Source organism: Aquitalea sp. LB_tupeE (genome assembly GCF_013391415.1).
GTDB lineage: Bacteria > Pseudomonadota > Gammaproteobacteria > Burkholderiales > Chromobacteriaceae > Aquitalea.
In genome coordinates, this window is the sequence record NZ_JACAXB010000016.1 from 175430 (window position 1) to 194575 (window position 19146).

Consider the following 19146-nt stretch of genomic DNA (forward strand, 5'->3'; position numbering starts at 1 on the left):
TAAACTCGCCCGCTTTCGCGTCTTGCCAATCGGCGCACAATGCAGGCCTCATCCCGCGGCCACCCGCATTCAATTCAATTGTTTACCGTCAGCCTAGATTGGTGTCGCTTACTGCGATCAGGCAGTCGCAGGAGTGTTGTATGTCCGATTTAAGCTTTGCTGACCTTGGCCTGGCCCAGGATTTGTTGCGTGCTGTGGCCGATACCGGTTACACCGTCCCCACTCCGATTCAGGCCCAAGCCATTCCGCAGGTGCTCAAGGGTGGCGATTTGCTGGCCGCCGCGCAAACCGGTACCGGCAAGACCGCCGGTTTTACCCTGCCGCTGCTGCAATTGCTGATGAACAAGCCATCGCGCCAGGCTGGTAAGCCGCGCGCACTGGTGCTGACCCCCACGCGAGAACTGGCGGCCCAGGTGGAAGAGTCGGTACGTGAATACGGCAAATACCTGCCGCTCAAATCCATGGTGATGTTCGGTGGTGTCGGCATCAATCCGCAGATTGCCGCCTTGCGCAAACCGGTGGATATTCTGGTGGCCACGCCGGGTCGTCTGCTCGACCATGTCAGCCAGCGCACGCTGGATTTGTCGGCAGTGGAAATCCTGGTACTGGACGAGGCCGACCGCATGCTGGACATGGGCTTCATCCACGATATCCGCAAGGTGCTGGCGCTGCTGCCGGCCAAGCGGCAAAACCTGCTGTTCTCCGCCACCTTTTCTGACGAAATCAAGACGCTGGCCGACAAGCTGCTGGATCAACCCAAGCTGGTGGAAGTGGCGCGCCGCAACACCACCAACGAGCTGGTGGATCAACGTGTGCATCTGGTGGACCGTGACAAGAAGACCGACCTGCTGATCAAGCTGATCCGCGATCACAACTGGTATCAGGTGCTGGTGTTCACCCGCACCAAGCACGGTGCCAACCGTCTGGCGGAAAAACTGGACAAGATCGGCATTCCGGCCGCAGCCATTCACGGCAACAAGAGCCAGAATGCCCGTACCCGCGCCTTGGCCGATTTCAAGAATTCCACCCTGCAAGTGCTGGTGGCGACGGATATTGCCGCTCGCGGTCTGGATATCGACCAGCTGCCGCACGTGGTCAACTTTGAGTTGCCCAATGTACCGGAAGACTATGTACACCGTATTGGCCGTACCGGCCGTGCCGGCAGCCCGGGCGAAGCGGTATCGCTGGTGTGCGTGGACGAATTCAATTTCCTGCGTGACATCGAGAAGCTGACCAAGCAGTCCATCGCCCGCTTTACCGTACCCGGCTTTGAAGCCGACCTGAACGTGAAGCCGGAACCCATCTCCATGGGTGGCAATAGTGGCCGTGGCCGCGGCCAGGGTGGCGGTGGTCGTCAGGGTCAGGGCACACGTCAGGGTCAGGGTGGCGGCAAGCCGCGCCACGAGCAGCAAGCCAAGCCTACCGGCCATGGCCATCGCAGCCCGACGGGCAACACACCGCGCAACAAGCCGGCAGCGGCTCAGCCGCAGGGCACGCGTCAACCACAAGCCGCCAAGCCTGCCGGTGGCCAGACGCAGCAACGCCGCAGCCAGCCTGCACGCCAGGTTTCGGCCTTGCTCTCGCCGGGCAAGCGCTAAACTGACAGGACATGGCAGCGGCACCTGTTGCACGCTGCCCATGCTTGCTGTCCATGGCCCGGACTCGTATCCTCAAGGATGGGTCTTCGGGCCATTTTTCCATCATAAACAAAGGCATATCCCGGCTGACGCGGGGAAGCCCGGCACAAGGTGGCCGGTGGTCAGGCACTCCTGATTCGGAGCAGGACATGATTGCAGCATGTGCAGCCTTTTGGTGGTGGATGGCCAGACGGCTGGTCTGGCTGGTCCCGTGCGCGGCCGTCTTGTGCGGCCTGCCGGGGCCGGTGCATGCCCAGCGTTCAGCCCCCTTGCCATCGGGGCAGATGGCCATTGTGCTCAGTGCAGATGACTGGCCGCCTTACATCGGTGCCAATCTGCCTGATAACGGCATTTTGTCCCGCGTCGTGAGTGCTGCCTTTGCCCGCAGCGGCGTGACGGTGCGTTACCGCTTCATGCCCAATAACCGCAGTCTGCAATCGGCCCGCAACGGGATGGTGGATGGCAGCCTGGGTTGGGCGCCCAGTCCGGACCGTCTGCAGGACCTGCTGTATACCAAACCGGTTCTTTCCGCGCGCATGGTGTTTTTCCAGCAGCGCAGCCATGTGGTGAGCTGGACACAGCTGGCCGAGCTGTCCGGGATGCGTATCGGCATCACCATTGGCAACTATTACTCGGATGAATTCGACCGGCTGGTGCGTCAGGGGGTGTTGCATACCGACGGTGCTGCCGACGACCTGAGCAACTTCCGCAAGCTGCTGGCGCGGCGTATCGACCTGTTTCCCATTGAAGAAGAAGTCGGCCTGTTTCTGCTCGGTCGTCACTTCTCCCGCGCCGAGACGGCAAAACTGCAGCATTCCCAGCCCTTCTGGCTGGCACCGTTGCATGTGGTGATCTGGAAGAAGCATCCGCATGGTGCCGAGCTGATTGACCGTTTCAACCGCGGTTTGCTGGCCATACAGCGCAGCGGTGAACTGGCACGTCTGGTGCAGGAAACCCGACAAGCCTGCCTGCGCAGTACTCAGTCCGGTGCTGAGCCGGAATGATGGGCAACCAGCGCTTCGGCTTCCGCCAGTAACTGGCTGGATAGCACCGGGTCGGTCACTGCCCGCGCCAGCAGCATGGCGCCCACCATCAGGCTGAGTTGTGTGCCAGGTGTCAGTGCTGTTTCACTGGGGCTGCCATCTTGCCGGGCGGCGCTGTCCAGTGTGGCCAGTTGTTGTTGCAGGCTGGCAGTGAATGCCTCACGTGTGGCCGGTGTATGCCGACAAAGCTCGCCTGCCAGTGCGGCAGCAACACAGCCGGTGTCCGGGAAGTCCCGATGCTGGATGCTCAGATAATGTTGCGCCACCGACAGGCGTTTGCCGCCAGGGGCTGCCAGCTGCATCTGTTGCTGCCATTGCTGATCGATAGATTGCATGGCTTGCTGGCAGGCTTGCGCCACCAGGTCTTCCTTGTCCTTGAAGTGCCAGTAAAAGCCGCCATGGGTCAGGCCCAGATCCGCCATCAGGTTGGCAATGCCAACTGCAGCAATGCCTTCGGAACGGAAGCGTAGTGTCGCCATGTCCAGAATCCGCTGGCGGATAGCGGTCTTGTGCTGTTTGTCGTATCGCATGCTGAATTCTTTGTTGGGTAATCTTTATATTATGGACATAATATAAATAATTACCATGTGAATCAGCAAGATAGCGCTTGACAATTGATATGTCCCAAGTGACAGGATGGCTTGCATTAAGCAGTACGGGTTTCTATTCCTAAGCGTCAGGACTCACGTACTTGCCCAGGAGTGTCCAGATGGTGCTCAAGCTCAGGGATTTCCGCCTTATCGTCGAACATGCCAGCGATGCCATCATGGTGACCGAAGCGGCCCCATACCGCGCTCCCGGGCCGAAGATCGTCTACGTCAATCAGGCATTTTGCCAACTGTGCGGCTATGAAAAGTCCGAAATCCTCGGGCGCAATCCACGCTTTTTACAAGGACCACAAACCGACCAGGCCATGCTGCACGATATCCGTACCGGGCTGGAGCTGGCGCGTCCGCTACGCATGCAATTGCTTAATTATCACAAGTCCGGGCGCAGCTACTGGGTGGAGATGAGCATCATGCCCTTGCATGACGATCAGGGTCTGGTCAGCCATTTTGTCGCCATTGAGCGGGATGTCACGCACTGGCATAGCGTGCAGGATGCACTGTATCTGCTGGCGGTTACCGACGAGCTCACCGGTTTGCCCAATCGACGGATGTTTGCCGAACTGGGCAATAAATACCTGCACCTGGCACATCGGCAGAAAACACCACTCAGTGTGGTGATGCTGGATCTTGATCACTTCAAACTGGTCAACGACCGCTTTGGTCACCAAATGGGTGACAGTTTGCTACGTGTGGTGGGCAGGGTTCTAAGTCAGGGAATACGTGAAAGTGACGTGGCTGGCCGGCTGGGTGGTGAGGAGTTTGGCTTGCTGCTACCCGAAACCAGTCAAGAAGAGGCCTTGCAGGTGATATACCGGGTACAGGCCATACTGGATGGGGCATGCCGGGCCGCCAGCTTGCCCACCGCAGCTTGCGTCACACTGAGTGTCGGGCTGGCCATGCTCAGCGCGAAGGACAAGGTGCTGGATGACATTTTACACCGCGCAGACGAGGCGCTTTACACGGCGAAGAAACTGGGCAGGAACCGGGTGGAAATCAGCCATTAGCAGTGGTTCGCTGTCATTTTCCGGTGCAAGCCCCCAGGTGCCCAGGGCTGTAACACCTCCAGTGTCAAATCGTTACCACACAAGGGCTTGGGTGCGCAGGAAAGCGTAGATTTATCCCGTTGTCTTGGCTATTCTTGCTGCCCATACCGCATCACAAACGACGGATCAGGTTTCGTCTTTCGCCGCGGCATGGGAGAAACCGTGTTCTCATCTGGCAAATCTGCGCAGCCCTGGCTGACACGGGCGAAACAAGCTCTGTGGCAAGCCCTGTCATTATCGCTGCTGACATGGTTGTCGGCCTGTTTGCCGTATTCGGTGGACTTCGGCAGGCTGGCTCCTCCCTTGTGGCTGCCCGCTGGTTTCTGTCTGGCGCAAGCCATGTTGAGGGGATGGTCTTGCTGGCCCGGTTTACTGCTGGGTCTGTGTCTGGGTCAGGCATGGTTGTTGCCGCAGCATGCGGTGCTGGGGCTGGGCATTGCTGCCGGGCAGACCATGGCCAGCTTGCTGGCCGGGTATTTTCTGCGTGCGCGTAGCAGTCAGGTGCTGCCACTTCACCGCTTGAGTGGTGTGCTGCTGTTTTTGTGGTGTGGCGTATTGGCCAATACCCTGCTGGCCAATCTGCCGGCCTATCTGTTCATGCCTGCCGCCTTGTTGCCTGCCGGTGTATCGCACTGGCAGTGGCTGTTTTCCCGCTGGCTGGGCGAGGTCAATGGCATCCTGACACTGACCCCTGCCTTGCTGTTCCTGTGTCATGCCCCCTATCGACAACAGCGGCTCAATCCCGCTGGCTGGCTGGAAACCGCCTTGCTCTGTCTGAGTACCCTTAGCCTTGCGTTGGTGGAGTTCATCTGGGCTGATTTCCGCCATGGGGTGGCGGCATCGCTGTGGCCATTGTTTCTGATTGCCTTGATGTGGGTGGCATTTCGATGCCGTCTGGCATTGGCGTACTGCCTGCACGCAGCAGTGGTGGTGTTGGCCTTTGTCGGCGTGCTGCTGCATAACGGCGCGGCCTACCAGGACTCCGGGCTCAGCGGCATTGCTGCTGCCGGCATGCTGTTACTGGTGCAGTCGCTGGGTCTGCTGGTGTTTGGTGCGCTGGTGGCCGAACGGCGTCATGCCGAAGACTGGCTGCGTCGTGCCAACCAGACGCTGGAAGCCAAGGTGGCCGAGCGTACCCGGCAACTGGCCCAAAGCGAGGCACGCTTGAAGCTGATGGCAGATGCTTCTCCCTTCCCACTGGTCATGAGTCATCTGGACGGTGGCGCGCTGATTTATGCCAATGCCCAGGCCGAAAGCCTGTTCCAGTGCCCGCTCAATGCGACGGGACGCCGGGTGCAGGATTTCTATATCGACCAGGAAGCACGCAAGCAGGTGTCGCGCCTGCTGCATGGCGAGGGGGCGGTGCGCGATCATGAAGTCCGCCTGCACGATGCGCATGGCCGTCAGTTCTGGGCACTGATTTCCTGTTCGCTGGTGCATAGCGATCAGTCGCTCTACGTCATCAGTGGTATCAATGACATCAGCGAGCGCAAGCGACTGGAACACAGCCTGCACGAGGCAAATGATGCCTTGCGCCAACATGTGGCGGAAATCGAGTCCATGCATGTCGGCCTGCGCGAGCAGGTACGGCGTGACCCGCTGACCGGTCTGTTCAACCGTCGATATCTGGATGAAATCCTGCCGCGCCTGCTGGCGCACATGCTGGCACTGAATGGTACGGTGGCGGTGATGATGGTGGATGCCGATCATTTCAAACGCATCAATGACAACCACGGCCACCCATGTGGGGATGCAGTGCTGGCAACGCTGGGTGCCTTCTTGCGCGACCGCTTCCGCAGTGGCGACGTGGTATGCCGCTATGGTGGCGAGGAGTTTTGCATCCTGATGCCTGGGATGGCGCTGGACGTGGCTTGTGAAAAGGCCGAACAACTCTGTGCGGATGTGCGGCAATTGCTTATCCAGGCGCTGGGGCAGCGTTTGCACATTACCCTGTCCATCGGCCTGTCGGTTTGCCCGCTGCATGGGGAGGATCCGGCTAGCCTGATACAAGCTGCGGATGCCGCCTTGTACCAGGCCAAGGCACAAGGCCGCGACCGGGTGTGCCTGGCGGGCTCCAGTCAGCCCGCCCTGTTTTGAGCCAGCTGTTGTTTGACGCCCATTTCCAGCCACCAGGCCATGCACCCGCACAACAGCAAGTGCCAGGCATAGCGCCGGGCATCATCGCGTGCAGCACCCGGTAAGACCCGGTGCCAGTCCGTATTGCCCTAACAACAGGCCGTAAACCGCCCCGCCAAATGCCAGTACTGCGTGTTGCCCGGCGGGCAGCGTGGAGGCGGGCATCATATTGGCCAGCAGCAGGCTGAAAACCCAGAACTGCATGCCCTTGTGCAAGCCGCGTCGCGAGGCCATGGCCATGACCAGCAACATGCCGGCCAGTACGGGCAGCATCAGCCTGGCCTTGCCGATAGAGGCCTGGCCGAGCCATTGCATGGCTGGGAGGCCAAATACGGAGTACATACTCAGGCGCTTGGCCAACAGCACGATCATCATCGAATAGGCGGCACTCAGCGTGAACGGAAAAATCCAGCTGGCGGGTTGATCGCTGAGGGCAAACAGCATGGCCGGGACAAACAGCAGCGTGCTGGTGCTCAACGCGTGCAGTAGCCGGAACCGTACATGGCGAATGGTGGCAAGGCCGCGCAGGGCCAGGCGTGGATAGCTCATCAAGACTGTCCCGCAGGTGGGTGAGATGGTGACTGTTCCATCATAGGCAAGCCTGGGCACCGGGTCATGGCCGGGAGGTAGCCATGCCGGCGGCCGGGGGGCGTGCTAACATTTCGCCATGGAACTCTACAGATTATTGCAACAGCAGGGCTTCGGCAGCCGCAAGGAATGCCGCAAGCTGGTGGAATACGGTTTGGTGGAAATCAATGGCGAAGTGGCCGAGGACTACCGCCAGGAATGGTCGTCCACCGACATCGAAGAACTGGTGGTCGATGGCGAACCGTGGCCATTGCTGGATGGCGCCATTTATATCCTGCTGCACAAGCCGGATGGCTACGAAACCTCGCACAAGCCCATGCACCATCCCAGTGTGTATACCTTGCTGCCCTGGCAGTTCGGCAATCTGGACATTTCAGCTGTAGGGCGACTGGATGTCGACACGACCGGCCTGCTGCTGCTGACCAATGACGGCCAGTTTGTGCATGCACTCAGTTCGCCCAGGCGCCATGTGCCCAAGTGCTATGAAGTCACGCTCAAGCATCCGGTGGTGGATGATCTGGTCCGGCATCTGCTGGCCGGGGTGTTTCTCAAGGATGACAACGAAAAGATTGCGGCAGACCAGGTCGAGGTTGTCGATGAAATCACCATCCGCATGACCATCACCCAGGGCAAATATCATCAGGTGAAGCGCATGGTGGCCGCCGCCGGTAACCGGGTGATGGATCTGCACCGCTTGAGTGTAGGGGCTGTGCAGTTAGGCGATCTGGATGAGGGGCAGTGGCGCTATCTGGAGGCAGATGAACTGGCCAGTTTCGGGTTTGGCCCAGCGAAATAAGACAGCGGCGAGCGCGTTTACAGAAGCTGGTGCAGCTTTTGCATGGCTTCGTGCATGCCGCTGACGCTCTCGATATGGGTATAGCCAAGGCTGCGCAAGCGGGCGGCGGCCAGTTTGGCACGCTCGCCGGTGCGGCAATACAGGGTGAACGGTGTTTCCGGTGTCGGAATGGTGCTGGCCGCCTGTTGTTCCAGCTGCTCCAGCGGGAGTGAGCGTGCACCGGGAATGTGCTCTGCATGAAACTCCTCGCTTGAGCTGACATCAATCACCAGTCGGCTGGATCCGTTCAGCAAGCGGTGTGCAAATGCCGCAGCGGTAACACCACCAAGCAGTGCGCCAAATAGATGTTTCATGATCTTGCCTGTCTCCTGAGTGTGCTATCTGAACAGCAGGCACGTTTTTATCCCATGTTTCAGTTTTGCATGCCTTTGCCATAACGCGCATTGTGGCAACTACCTAGTAATACTTTATTTCGAACGTCTGTTTGCGTCCTGCCTGCCATAAGCCGATTGCAGCGTCCGGCTTGTCTTCCGAGTCACCTTCCGAGTCACCTTCCGAGTCATTCACCTACTTTCTGTTTTCTTCCCATGGTCACATTTGTCACGATGGGCCATGCGGGCCTGTTGCCCTTGCTTGACTTATTTGGCACCTGCTTCCCCGGTTAATTGCCTGCTGCAGGAGGGAGTAATGGAAAATACCGGTATTGCAGCTACTGATTGGCGGTTGGGTTTTGTCGAATATTCCTAATGAAAAAATCTATCATGTTTCATTATGTAATTTATTTAATGATATACATGAATTATTTACGTAAATTACGGATTTTTATTGATGTAACGGGTATGCCATGCCAAACCGACTAGCGACGGAATGGGCGCTGAGCCACAGCGTCTGGCATGTCCGGTCAACAACAGGCAGCGGGGGAAGTGAGGAGTCGGAAAATTCGTGTGTTCAATCAGAAATGCAATCTTGTCCTGAGAGGGGGAGAAAAATAGCTTCTCACAAGTCAGCGTAACTCACTGGATGCTGTCCCATTTTCTGAGGAGATGCCCCGTCATGACCCAAGCAACACCCACCCCGACCCTGCATGCCCATCCCGATGCCGCCTTGCATACCCCTACCGATCTGGGTTCAGCTGCTTCCCGCGATATCAGCGCCGCTTTGAACGGCCTGCTGGCAGACGCCTTTGCGCTTTATCTGAAAACCAAGAATTTCCACTGGCATGTCAGCGGGCCGCATTTTCGTGATTACCATTTGCTGCTGGACGAACAGGGCGATCAGCTGTATGCCATGACCGATCCGCTGGCAGAGCGGGTGCGCAAGGTGGGTGGCACCACATTGCGTTCGATAGGCCATATTGCCCGCCAGCAACGCGTCAAGGACAACGATGCCGTTTATGTCACACCGGAAGATATGCTCGCGGAACTGCGTGAGGACAACGCAGCTCTGGCAGCAAGGCTGCGTGAAGCACATGGCGTCTGCGAGGAGCATCGTGATATTGCTGCGGCAAGCCTGATTGAAAACTGGATAGACGAGACCGAGCGGCGGTGCTGGTTCCTGTTTGAGGCCGGGCGACGTTAACCGCGAAGGCCGAATGAAAAACAGCCCGTCAGGGCTGTTTCAGATTATTAGCCGGATTCCCGTGATTTCCGCCTGGCAAGCGAAGCTGCCTTGTCAGACTTCCTTCAACTTCTGCAATTGCTGCACTCTTCATCAACTGGCAGTGGAAAGGTGGTAGTGCGGGAGGGATGGTCAGTCCCTGAAATCGAACAGCTGGCAGTAGGGCCAGGCTTTGCCTGGCCCTGTTCAATCAAGTTGAAAGCCCCACAGCAAACAAGTCAGTGAGGGTGCTTTTCTTCCACCATGCGGTCCAGTAATTGCAAGACCTGGGCGCTATCCTGTTCCATTACCCGCATGTACTGGATGATGGCGTCTTCGTCCAGTGCCTGCTTGTTGCTGGCGGTAGCCAGTGCCAGTCCAACACCCTTGCCGACACGGTCATCCGCTTGAGCCAGCTGAGCATGAGCACGGGTCATGCCGAAGCTGTTCTGGCCTTCGCCCAGGCACCAGGATGTCAGTTCATTGCCCTGTGGCAGGCCGGCATTCTCTTCAATGGCGTGGTAGGCCATTTGCTTGTACATGACATGGCCGACTTTTTGCAGTGATACCTGCGACATGTCGCGCACCCGTTGTACTTGCCCCAGTACGGTATCGGACTGTTCGGCCAGGGTGGCAAATCGCTGGTGGAAGGTTTCCACCGAAGCCTTGACTTCGGCCGCTACCGTGCCTGCTTCACTGGCGCGGGCATGCATGTCGCTGATACGGCTGGACAGGCTGCCCAGCACCGACTGTACCCGGTGCGCGGTATCCTTGCTGCGTTCGGCCAGTTTACGCACCTCATCAGCCACCACAGCAAAGCCGCGGCCCATTTCGCCGGCGCGCGCGGCTTCGATGGCGGCATTCAAGGCCAGCAGATTGGTTTGGTCGGCAATGGCCGAAATAGCGGCCAGCGAGGACTCAATGCCAGTCCACTCCTGGGCAAGCGCAGTGCTGGCTTCGTTCATGCTGACCACGCTGCCGGCAATCGTATCCATGTGGCCGCTCAGCAGGGTGGCACTCTCCAGGCTGTCGCGCGAGGTACTGGCTGTATCGCAGGTAATACCGGACACCTGGTCCATGGCGGTGCTGATCTGGGTGAGGTCATTCTGATTGCTGGCCAGGTTGTTACGCAGATATGGGTTGTTCAGCGCTGCCAGCTGGGAAGACAGGTGGTTCTTGCGGATATAGCCGTCGTTGTCCGCCATGGCCTGAATGGCGCTGTCCACATTCTGCAGTGATTCGGCAAACATGCCTGGCAGGCCCTGGCTGAGCGGGCGTCTGCTGTAGTCGTTTTCGCTCACCCGGCGAAAGCTGGTGTTGATTTCCTTGAAGTAGGTTTCCACCAGGTCAAGAAAGTCGTTCAGCTCCCAGGCGACCAGGCCGACTTCACCCATGTCGCGGGTGCGTGAGGCACGGTGGTGCAGTTCTCCGTCACAGGCATAGCCCAATTGTTCGTGCAGGGTGTTCAGCACGGCAAATATGCGTCCACTGCCCAGCCAGATCAGGCCTGATAGCAGTAACGACAACAAAACCAGAAAAATTTCCACAGCCAGACGCCAGCTGTCAGGCAGCAGTAGCGAGGCCAGCACGGTGCAGATGGTAAGTACATTGAAACCAAGCAGCCAGAAGCCCAGCCGGGTTCGCAAGAAGGGGGAGCTAGAGCGACGGGCCATTAGGCAGACCTCCCGGTGGAAAGGTGAGCGTCCAGCAAGGAAAGCACAAAGCTTTCATAGCTATGGCCTTGCTTGTCCAGTTCGGCCAGCAGCCATTCCATGGACGCATCCGGCGCGCTGGCCTTGTTCAGGGTACTTTCCAGCTGACACATGCGTGCATAAATGGGAATGACGGTTTCCACCGCATGCCGGCCCGGCGGACGCCGAACCGAGAAATATCCTTCCAGTTTGTTCTTGCTGTCGTAATCGGGTGTGACATTGGCCAGCACCCAGTAGTAATTGCCACTGGCGGTGTAGTTTTTGACTACACCAAAAAATTCGCGGCCGGCCTGCAGGGTTTTCCACATCAGCCGGTAGACGCCGCGTGGCATGTCCGGGTGGCGAATCAGATTATGTGGTTTACCCAGTAGCTCGCTTTCCGGGTACTCGGCCAGCTGCATGAATACGCGGTTTGCATAGGTAATGTGGCCGGTGCTGTCGGTCTTGGTGACAATCAGCTCATCTTCCTTCAATTGCACTTCCCGGCTTTGGGATGGGTGAATCTGGCTCGCCATGGTGGGCTTCCGCATTGATATCCGTGGTGGATATGTCGATTAAGTAGAGTTCTTGGTAACTTTACTTAGTCATGCCGAAATTTTTCATGATAGCGATCAGGTTTTTCCAATCTTTTGACCCGAAAGTACTTCTCTGGCTAAAGATCAGCCCACATGCGCAGCAGGTTGTGATAGCTGGCCGTCAGAGTGACCAGCTCCTTGGTGTCACCGTGCTGCTGACGCAGCTGCGAAATGGCCATGTCCATATCGAATAGCAGGCTGCGTTTGGCGTCGTCCCGGATCATGCTTTGGGTCCAGAAAAAAGAAGCAATGCGCGCGCCGCGCGTAACCGGCTCTACCCGGTGCAGGCTGGTGGAAGGGTAGAGCACCATATCGCCGCCGGGCAGTTTCACGCTGTGCAGGCCATAGGTATCTTCCACTACCAGTTCGCCGCCGTCGTATTCATCCGGTTGGCTGAAGAACAGGGTGCAGGAGACATCGGTGCGTACCCAGCTTTGGTCAAAGGGGTGGCTACGTACTGCATTGTCCACATGATTGCCAAAGTCCATGCCACCCTGATAGCAGTTGAACAGCGGGGGGAACACGGTTTTGGGCAGGGCTGCCGAAAAAAACAGGGCATTGCGTTTGAGCGCTGCTTCCACCATGGCTTGCAGCTCGCGGGCAATGTCCAGATGCTGGGGCAGTTGCAGATTGCGTTTGACCTGGGCGGACTGGCTGCCCGCCGTGATGCGACCATCGGCCCAGTCGGCCTGGGCCAGCAGCATGCGGCCATGGGCCAGCTCTTCGGGGGTAAGAACGTCGGGGATATGCAGCAGCATGGGTTGGACTCCGTGTATACCGGGTAGGGTCGGGTAAAAAAAGCGCCAGCCGCCGTCATGCGTGGCTGGCGCTGGGGCTTAGTATTTCAGGCCGATGGTCAGCTGTGCTTCGCGTGGGGTACCCACGGTGGCATGGCCGGTATAGGCACCGTCATAGTAGGTCTTGTTGCCAAGGTTGTTCAGGTTCAGCTGGAAACGGTAATGCTTGGTTTCATAACTGAGCATGGCATTGGCCACCGTGTAGGACGGCAGATACAAGGTATTGGTCTCGTTGGCATAACGCTTGCCCACATAGGTGGCACCGATGCCGCCGGTAATCTGGTCGGTAAACTTGTACGTGGTCCAGATATTGCCGGTGGCGCGCGGTGTGTAGCGAGGCATCTTGCCGGTGGTGCTGTTCTGTCCCGGTGCAGCCTTATCGATCTTGGAGTCCATGAAAGTGACGCCGGCAAAGATTTCCCAGCGTTCGGTCAGGCGGCCATTGCCTTCCAGTTCAATACCATTGGTATGGCGTTTGCCCGATAGCGTAACGACCGAGGTATCGTCCGGGTCGGTATTGCGCTCATTGGTTTTTTCAATGCGGAACAGCGCGGCACGCAGGCTGGCATCGCCATCCAGCAAGTCCCATTTGGAACCCAGTTCGATATTGCGGTTCTTTTCCGGGTCTACCTTGGCGGTGGCCTTGTCCAGCGAATAGGTTTCGCCAGAGGGGTTGAACGAAGTGCCGTAGCTGAAGTAGTAGGACTGCGCCATGTCCGGCTGCCAGATCAGGCCGCTACGCCAGCTCCACACATTATCCGTGCGTGACAGGTCGTAGGTATTGCTGCTGTTCACGCTGCCGTCGGAATTAAAGGATCGTACGTTGTAATCACCTTCAAAACGGTCAAAGCGTGTACCCAGTACCGCTTTCCATTGGCGGGTCAGCTCGATGGTATCCATGCTGTACAACGCAATATCACTGGCCTGGAATTTGGTATTGCTGCTGCGATAGCGCGCTGTGTTGTAGGCGGTGGAGGATACCGGGTTGCCAATGGTGGTGGTGGGCAGGGTGTTGAGCAGGGTGTAACGGCTGGTGTCGGACAGTTCGTAAGTCATTTCCAGCCCGGTCAGCAAGGTATGACGGATGTCGCCTGTGGCAAAGCGCGTGGTCAGGTCGGTCTGGTTGTTGACCGATTGATCCACACCGTCGCGCATCGGTTTGCTGCGACGCATCAGGCCGGTGGCGCTGGTGTCGCTGCTGACCAGGCGCGGAGCCGTTGGGTTCACATCACGCCAGAAGCGGTTATAGCGCAACTGGTTGCTCAGTTCGGTGCCATTGCCAAAATCGTGGGTGATTTTGGCGGTGACAATATCGGCTGAAGTTTTTTCGTAATCGCTGTCAAAACCATAGAATTTGCTGCGGTCCACGCTCAGTGGCTCATGCGTGGCCGAGTTGTACGGCACGCCGTAGTCCGGCACATTGTTTTCTTCCTGATGCATGTAAGACAGCACCACCGTGGTGGGCTCACCCAGACCAAACGCGACCGACGGCGCAATGCCCCAACGCTCGTTCTTGGCAGCGCCACGGTCGCTACCATCGTGGGTATCCATCAGGTTCAGCCGTACCGCAGAGTGATCGCCGGTCATCTGGTTGATGTCAGCCGTCACGCGTTGGTAGTCATTGGTGCCGATGGTGAGGTCACCTTCCAGTGTGCTACCCAGAAAAGGTGATTTGCTGACCTGATTCACCACCCCACCGGTGGAGCCACGACCAAACAGCATGGAGCTGGCACCCTTCAGCACCTCCACCTTGTCATCATTGAAGGCATCACGGTTGTACTGGCCGATGTCGCGCATGCCGTCGCGATAGGTATCGGTGGCGGCCGAGAAACCGCGAATCACCACCTGGTCGCCACTGCGCCCGCCTTCACCTGCGGCAAAGGTGATGCCTGGTACATTGCGCAGCGCGTCTTTCAGCGTGGCCACGCCCTGATCCTGCATCAGTTGCTGGTTGACCACGGTGATGGATTGCGGAATGTCACGCAGCTGCTGCTTGGTTTTGCCAATGCTGGTGGTTTCCGTCTTGTAGGTGTCGCGTACCGGGGCCTCGCCCTCCACGGTAACCGTTTCCAGGGTCTGGCCGGTTTCTGCCGCCAGTGCCAGGCTGGGGCTCAGGGCCACGGCCAGCATGCCGACTGCCACGCGTGTAGGCAGCTTGCGCTGCGCAAGGTGGGGCGATTGTTGCAAGCTTTGTTTCATTTAATCCTCTTTTATTGTGTGCCAATCACGGAAAACAAAGTCTTGGCCTGCGCATGGGCGTGACGCAGCCATCCCCGCATGCTGAGTGGGCAGCATGGGGTGCAGCAGGCAAAGACAGGGGAGTGCAACAACCGGCCAGCCACCCCCGTGACGGGCCGGTTGTTAGAACAGCGGTGGGTGGCGGCTAGGGCGCTTCGGTCAGAAAACCGATGCGGCTGATACCGCTTTGCTGGGCAGTGGCCAGCGTGGTGGCCACCAGCTCGTAGCGCACGCTCTTGTCGGCGCGCAAGTTCAGTTCCACTTTGGGGTTGGACTGCACGGCAGCGGCAAAGCGGGTGGCCAGCGCATCCTTGTTGACGGGCTGGTCATTCCAGAACAAGGCCCCGGCGGCATTGATGGACAGGCGGATCTGCTCCGGCTTGTCCTGATGTGCGGCAGCGGCGGCCTGGGGCAGGTCCAGCTTCACGCTATTGGTCAGCAGTGGCGCGGTAATGATGAACACCACCAGCAGCACCAGCATCACATCCACCAGCGGTGTGGTGTTGATCTCGGCCATGGGCGCGCCCGGCCCTTTGTCGAAACTACCGAATGCCATGGCCAGACTCCGGCTGGGTCAGCAACTGGGCGTGCAGATCATGGGCAAAATGATCCAGCTGCTGCGACATCACCCGCTGCGACCGGGTAAACGCGTTGTAAGCCAATACGGCAGGAATGGCGGCGGCCAGGCCTGCTGCAGTGGCAATCAAGGCCTCACCGATGGGGCCTGCCACGGTGGCAATGCTCACCTGGCCTGCCGTGCCGATGTTCACCAGCGCGTGGTAAATCCCCCATACCGTGCCAAACAGGCCGATAAAGGGCGCGGTCGAACCGACGGAAGCCAGTATCGTCATGCCACTTTCCTGCCGGGCATTTTCCTGAGCCAGTGCCTTGCGGATGGCGCGGGTGACAAACTCGTTCAGATCGCAGGCTTTGCCCAGTGAACGTTCGGCATGTTGCTGGTGGTGGCGCAGCGCCGCCAGACCTTCGCGGGTGATATGCGCCATCGGTGCGGTGGAGTTTGCCAGTGCCTGTTCGGCGCTCGACCAGTCCGGAGCATCCCATAAAGAGGCTTCCGCCTGACGGTTGGCCCGACGCAGGCGATAGGTTTGCACTCCGCGCTGCAGGATGAGCGACCAGGTTGCAATAGACATGAGAATGAGAATCATGAACGTCGTTGCTAAAACAACGTCCCCTTGTTGAAAGACAGTCAGTAGCTTCATGGTTTGCGCAAGTTCTTCAGGGAAAATTCGACGGGAACAATAAAGGTATAAGGAATGGCTTCATCGCCTCGCTTGGCCGGAATGAATTTCCAGCCGCGTACTGCCGTCTGTGCGGCGCGGTCCAGTCGGGGAAAACCGCTGCTGTGTTCCAGCTCCACCGACACCGGCAAGCCCTGGGCGCTTACCTGCACCCGCAGGCGTACCGTGCCGGTTTCTTCCATCTCGATGGAAAGCGGCGGGTAGGTCGGCTTGGGGTTGTTCAGGTAGCCACCGCGATACAAGGGCTCCTGCACATGCGGAGCAGGGGCCGGCGTTGGCGGCGCTGGTGTTGCGGTTGCTGCGGCAGCCACATTGTTGTTTGCTTCCGCCGCAGGCGCGGATGGGCTAGGCGCGACAGACGAATGTGCGACAGGCTGCGCTCTGGGCTTGGCAGCAGTCTTGGCAACGGGCCGGGGCGTGGCGGGCTTCGGTTCGGGCACTGGCTTGCTTGGCTTGGGCGGTGCAAGCGGAGCCGCAGCAGCAGGGGCAGGCGTGCTCGGCGCAGCCAGGGTCATGGCCGGCAGACTGGCCAACTGGGGCAGGGTCACCGGAGGCGTGGTGGCCAACCAGCTTGCCAACAGCAGCAATGCCAGCCCGTGCAGGCTACAGCTGCCCAGCAATGCCGCAGAAGGCAGTCTGTTTGCAGTGGATTGGAGTCGGAGATTCATGGTAAAAAATGATAATGCAAATTATTATCATTAGCAATTATTAAGATCACTAGGGCCTTACGCTGCAATAAGCCATGGGCAGTAAAGGGTTGTCTTGTAATCGCCCTGAATGGCTGCATATTGCTCATTACGCGCCAGTCTGGCGCAGACACATTCAATAGACTGGAACAGAACATGCAGCAGTTTGACGGAACCACCATCGTCTCCGTCCGTCGCGGCGAGCGCGTGGCGCTGGGCGGCGACGGCCAGGTAACCCTGGGCAATATCGTGATCAAGTCCACGGCGCGCAAAATCCGCCGCCTGTATCAGGGCAAGGTACTGGCAGGCTTTGCTGGTGGCACGGCCGATGCCTTCACCCTGTTCGAGCGTTTCGAGGCCAAGCTGGAAAAACACCAGGGCCATCTGGTGCGCTCCGCGGTGGAGCTGGCCAAAGACTGGCGTACCGACCGCATGCTGCGTCGGCTGGAAGCCATGCTGATTGTGGCCGACAAGGAAGCCACCCTCATCATTACCGGTAACGGTGACGTGCTGGAGCCGGAGCAAGGCATTGCCGCCATTGGATCGGGCGGAGCCTTTGCCCAGTCCGCCGCACGCGCCCTGTTTGAAAACACCGAACTGGATCCAGCCGTGGTGGTGAAGAAGTCACTGGAAATCGCCGGCGACATCTGTATCTACACCAACCAGAACCACCTTATCGAAACGCTGGGGGAAGAAGCCCAGCCAGCGGCACAATAATCCCAGTCTTCGTCCCCACCGATTCACAGGCCACCACAGGCATGCTGGCGTGGCCGGGAGTACCGTCATGACGCAAATGACCCCGCAAGAAATCGTTCACGAACTGAACAAGCACATCATTGGCCAGGACGCTGCCAAGCGAGCCGTCGCCATCGCCCTGCGCAATCGCTGGCGGCGCCAGCAAGTGGCCGAGCCGCTGCGCAGCGAAATCACCCCCAAGAACATCCTGATGATCGGCCCCACTGGTGTGGGCAAGACCGAAATCGCCCGCCGCCTGGCACGCCTGTCCGGCGCGCCCTTCATTAAAGTGGAAGCCACCAAGTTCACTGAAGTCGGCTATGTCGGCCGCGACGTGGACACCATCATCCGCGACCTGGTGGAAGTAGCCATCAAGGAAACCCGCGACGCTGCCATCAAGCGCAACCGCGTGCGTGCCGAAGATGCCGCCGAAGACCGCATCCTCGACGTACTGCTGCCACCGGCACGCAGCGCCCCCGGTTTCTTTGGCGAACCGCAAGCCGAAGACAGCAAGCCCGAAGACGGCCACACCCGGCAGAAATTCCGCAAGATGCTGCGTGAGGGCAAGCTGGACGACAAGGAAATCGAAATCGAAGTGGCTGCGCCGCAGTCCAAGATGGAAATCTTTGCTCCGCCGGGCATGGAAGACTTCTCCAGCCAGTTGCAAAACATGTTCCAGGGCATGAATGCCGGCAAGAAGAAGGCCAGCAAACTGAAAGTGGCTGAAGCCTTCAAGCTGTTGATCGACGAAGAAGCGGCCAAGCTGGTCAACGAAGACGAACTCAAGGCCGAAGCCATGAAGAACGTCGAGCAGAACGGTATTGTCTTCCTCGATGAAATCGACAAGGTCACCAGCCGCTCGGAAGGGCAGGGGGCCGATGTCTCCCGTGCCGGTGTGCAACGCGACCTGCTGCCGCTGGTAGAAGGCACCACCGTCACCACCAAATACGGCATGGTCAAGACCGACCACATCCTGTTCATTGCCTCCGGCGCCTTCCAGCTGTCCAAGCCGTCCGACCTCATCCCGGAACTGCAAGGCCGTCTGCCGATTCGCGTCGAACTCTCATCGCTGTCGGTGGATGACTTCGTGCAAATCCTCACCAGCACTGATGCCTGCCTCACCCGTCAGTACCAGGCACTGCTGGCCACCGAAGGTGTGGAGCTGGAATTCGAAGACTCCGGCATTCGTCGCCTGGCTGAAATCGCCTGGCAGGTGAACGAGAAGACGGAAAACATCGGTGCGCGCCGACTATATACGGTGATGGAGAAACTGCTGGAAGAAGTCTCCTTCGACGCGCGCAGTGGCAGCTGCAAGATCGACGCCCACTATGTAGATGGCAAGCTGGACATGCTGTCGCAGCGCGAAGATCTGGCCCGCTACGTACTCTGATTTCCTGCCTACGCTCTATATAGGCTCGACAAGGAAGCCGCAAACAGCGCCCGACAGGGCGCTGTTTGCTTGTTGGGCGTCAGGATAACCATGCCAAATGGCATGAATACAGAATTAATTCACGATTTTCCGGCCAGATTACTAATCTGACGGGCAGTGCCTGATTGGTGATGGCCAATTTCCTGCGCTAAGTCAGCAAGATGATTAAAAAAGATAAACACGAAAATTGTTTAAAATCAAAAACATAAAAAAGATCTTGTGAATTATTGCCATTTTTTAGTAAAAAGTCGTTGACGCAGGTGGGTCA

The 19146-nt window shown here is 58.4% G+C and carries 18 protein-coding genes; 8 read left to right on the forward strand and 10 right to left on the reverse strand.

Going from position 1 to position 19146, the window contains the following annotated elements:
* Positions 1 to 140: 140 nt before the first annotated feature.
* Both HWX34_RS08075 and HWX34_RS08080 read left to right on the forward strand, forming a co-directional pair.
* Positions 141 to 1598: a DEAD/DEAH box helicase gene (locus HWX34_RS08075; protein ID WP_178971767.1), complete on the forward strand. Its 1458-nt coding sequence runs from the start codon at positions 141 to 143 to the stop codon at positions 1596 to 1598.
* Between the two features lie 188 nt (positions 1599 to 1786).
* Positions 1787 to 2641: an ABC transporter substrate-binding protein gene (locus HWX34_RS08080; protein WP_218645102.1), complete on the forward strand. Its 855-nt coding sequence runs from the start codon at positions 1787 to 1789 to the stop codon at positions 2639 to 2641.
* Here HWX34_RS08080 and HWX34_RS08085 read toward each other — a convergent pair.
* Complete coding sequence (locus HWX34_RS08085) at positions 2617 to 3210, reverse strand: TetR/AcrR family transcriptional regulator (RefSeq protein WP_178971768.1); 594 nt, start codon at positions 3208 to 3210, stop codon at positions 2617 to 2619. The genes HWX34_RS08080 and HWX34_RS08085 overlap by 25 nt on opposite strands.
* 179 nt (positions 3211 to 3389) lie before the next feature.
* Between HWX34_RS08085 and HWX34_RS08090 the strand changes: the two genes are divergently transcribed.
* Entirely contained in the window at positions 3390 to 4292 is a 903-nt protein-coding gene (locus tag HWX34_RS08090; RefSeq protein WP_178971769.1) for a sensor domain-containing diguanylate cyclase, read from the forward strand.
* Positions 4293 to 4493: 201 nt separating this feature from the next.
* Entirely contained in the window at positions 4494 to 6428 is a 1935-nt protein-coding gene (locus HWX34_RS08095; RefSeq protein WP_178971770.1) for a sensor domain-containing diguanylate cyclase, read from the forward strand.
* Between the two features lie 81 nt (positions 6429 to 6509).
* Here the strand turns inward: HWX34_RS08095 and HWX34_RS08100 are convergent, their stop codons facing one another.
* Positions 6510 to 7016 carry a hypothetical protein gene (locus tag HWX34_RS08100; protein WP_178971771.1) on the reverse strand — a complete coding sequence of 169 codons (507 nt, stop codon included), beginning with the start codon at positions 7014 to 7016 and terminating at the stop codon, positions 6510 to 6512.
* A gap of 118 nt (positions 7017 to 7134) precedes the next feature.
* Between HWX34_RS08100 and HWX34_RS08105 the strand changes: the two genes are divergently transcribed.
* A complete protein-coding gene (locus HWX34_RS08105) occupies positions 7135 to 7851 on the forward strand; it encodes a pseudouridine synthase (protein WP_178971772.1) in 717 nt (238 codons plus the stop codon).
* A gap of 17 nt (positions 7852 to 7868) precedes the next feature.
* Here HWX34_RS08105 and HWX34_RS08110 read toward each other — a convergent pair whose 3' ends face one another.
* Positions 7869 to 8204 carry a rhodanese-like domain-containing protein gene (locus HWX34_RS08110; protein ID WP_178971773.1) on the reverse strand — a complete coding sequence of 112 codons (336 nt, stop codon included), beginning with the start codon at positions 8202 to 8204 and terminating at the stop codon, positions 7869 to 7871.
* A 700-nt stretch (positions 8205 to 8904) separates the two neighbouring features.
* Here HWX34_RS08110 and HWX34_RS08115 point away from each other — a divergent pair.
* Positions 8905 to 9429: a Dps family protein gene (locus HWX34_RS08115; RefSeq protein WP_178971774.1), complete on the forward strand. Its 525-nt coding sequence runs from the start codon at positions 8905 to 8907 to the stop codon at positions 9427 to 9429.
* 257 nt (positions 9430 to 9686) lie between these two features.
* On the opposite strand, the gene HWX34_RS21475 is transcribed toward HWX34_RS08115, so the two are convergent.
* The 7 genes from HWX34_RS21475 to HWX34_RS21550 form a co-directional block, all read right to left on the reverse strand.
* Positions 9687 to 11120: a methyl-accepting chemotaxis protein gene (locus tag HWX34_RS21475; protein WP_178971775.1), complete on the reverse strand. Its 1434-nt coding sequence runs from the start codon at positions 11118 to 11120 to the stop codon at positions 9687 to 9689.
* Positions 11120 to 11674, reverse strand: coding sequence for a PAS domain-containing protein (locus HWX34_RS08125; RefSeq protein ID WP_178971776.1), 555 nt, complete (start codon positions 11672 to 11674; stop codon positions 11120 to 11122). The genes HWX34_RS21475 and HWX34_RS08125 overlap by 1 nt, the downstream gene beginning before the upstream one ends.
* A 137-nt stretch (positions 11675 to 11811) precedes the next feature.
* Positions 11812 to 12492: a Fe2+-dependent dioxygenase gene (locus HWX34_RS08130; RefSeq protein WP_178971777.1), complete on the reverse strand. Its 681-nt coding sequence runs from the start codon at positions 12490 to 12492 to the stop codon at positions 11812 to 11814.
* A 78-nt stretch (positions 12493 to 12570) separates the two neighbouring features.
* The gene (locus tag HWX34_RS08135; protein ID WP_178971778.1) at positions 12571 to 14730 is read right to left on the reverse strand and encodes a TonB-dependent siderophore receptor; all 2160 of its coding nucleotides are present in this window, start codon (positions 14728 to 14730) and stop codon (positions 12571 to 12573) included.
* A 184-nt stretch (positions 14731 to 14914) separates the two neighbouring features.
* Complete coding sequence (locus HWX34_RS08140) at positions 14915 to 15325, reverse strand: biopolymer transporter ExbD (protein ID WP_178971779.1); 411 nt, start codon at positions 15323 to 15325, stop codon at positions 14915 to 14917.
* Positions 15312 to 15920: a MotA/TolQ/ExbB proton channel family protein gene (locus HWX34_RS08145; protein WP_255496617.1), complete on the reverse strand. Its 609-nt coding sequence runs from the start codon at positions 15918 to 15920 to the stop codon at positions 15312 to 15314. The genes HWX34_RS08140 and HWX34_RS08145 overlap by 14 nt, the downstream gene beginning before the upstream one ends.
* A gap of 65 nt (positions 15921 to 15985) precedes the next feature.
* Positions 15986 to 16339, reverse strand: a complete 354-nt coding sequence (locus tag HWX34_RS21550; protein ID WP_218645103.1) for an energy transducer TonB — start codon at positions 16337 to 16339, stop codon at positions 15986 to 15988.
* Positions 16340 to 16870: 531 nt separating this feature from the next.
* Between HWX34_RS21550 and hslV the strand changes: the two genes are divergently transcribed.
* On the forward strand, positions 16871 to 17431 hold the full coding sequence (gene hslV / locus HWX34_RS08155; RefSeq protein WP_178971782.1) for an ATP-dependent protease subunit HslV: 561 nt from the start codon (positions 16871 to 16873) through the stop codon (positions 17429 to 17431).
* Between the two features lie 67 nt (positions 17432 to 17498).
* Entirely contained in the window at positions 17499 to 18839 is a 1341-nt protein-coding gene (hslU, locus tag HWX34_RS08160) for an ATP-dependent protease ATPase subunit HslU (protein ID WP_178971783.1), read from the forward strand.
* Positions 18840 to 19146 lie beyond the last annotated feature (307 nt).

Coding starts and splice junctions, on each gene's coding strand:
- HWX34_RS08075 (WP_178971767.1), top strand. CDS start 141: ATGTCCGATTTAAGCTTTGCTGACCTTGGCCTGGCCCAGGATTTGTTG.
- HWX34_RS08080 (WP_218645102.1), top strand. CDS start 1,787: ATGATTGCAGCATGTGCAGCCTTTTGGTGGTGGATGGCCAGACGGCTG.
- HWX34_RS08085 (WP_178971768.1), bottom strand. CDS start 3,210: ATGCGATACGACAAACAGCACAAGACCGCTATCCGCCAGCGGATTCTG.
- HWX34_RS08090 (WP_178971769.1), top strand. CDS start 3,390: ATGGTGCTCAAGCTCAGGGATTTCCGCCTTATCGTCGAACATGCCAGC.
- HWX34_RS08100 (WP_178971771.1), bottom strand. CDS start 7,016: ATGAGCTATCCACGCCTGGCCCTGCGCGGCCTTGCCACCATTCGCCAT.
- HWX34_RS08105 (WP_178971772.1), top strand. CDS start 7,135: ATGGAACTCTACAGATTATTGCAACAGCAGGGCTTCGGCAGCCGCAAG.
- HWX34_RS08110 (WP_178971773.1), bottom strand. CDS start 8,204: ATGAAACATCTATTTGGCGCACTGCTTGGTGGTGTTACCGCTGCGGCA.
- HWX34_RS08115 (WP_178971774.1), top strand. CDS start 8,905: ATGACCCAAGCAACACCCACCCCGACCCTGCATGCCCATCCCGATGCC.
- HWX34_RS21475 (WP_178971775.1), bottom strand. CDS start 11,120: ATGGCCCGTCGCTCTAGCTCCCCCTTCTTGCGAACCCGGCTGGGCTTC.
- HWX34_RS08125 (WP_178971776.1), bottom strand. CDS start 11,674: ATGGCGAGCCAGATTCACCCATCCCAAAGCCGGGAAGTGCAATTGAAG.
- HWX34_RS08130 (WP_178971777.1), bottom strand. CDS start 12,492: ATGCTGCTGCATATCCCCGACGTTCTTACCCCCGAAGAGCTGGCCCAT.
- HWX34_RS08135 (WP_178971778.1), bottom strand. CDS start 14,730: ATGAAACAAAGCTTGCAACAATCGCCCCACCTTGCGCAGCGCAAGCTG.
- HWX34_RS08140 (WP_178971779.1), bottom strand. CDS start 15,325: ATGGCATTCGGTAGTTTCGACAAAGGGCCGGGCGCGCCCATGGCCGAG.
- HWX34_RS08145 (WP_255496617.1), bottom strand. CDS start 15,920: ATGTCTATTGCAACCTGGTCGCTCATCCTGCAGCGCGGAGTGCAAACC.
- hslV (WP_178971782.1), top strand. CDS start 16,871: ATGCAGCAGTTTGACGGAACCACCATCGTCTCCGTCCGTCGCGGCGAG.
- hslU (WP_178971783.1), top strand. CDS start 17,499: ATGACGCAAATGACCCCGCAAGAAATCGTTCACGAACTGAACAAGCAC.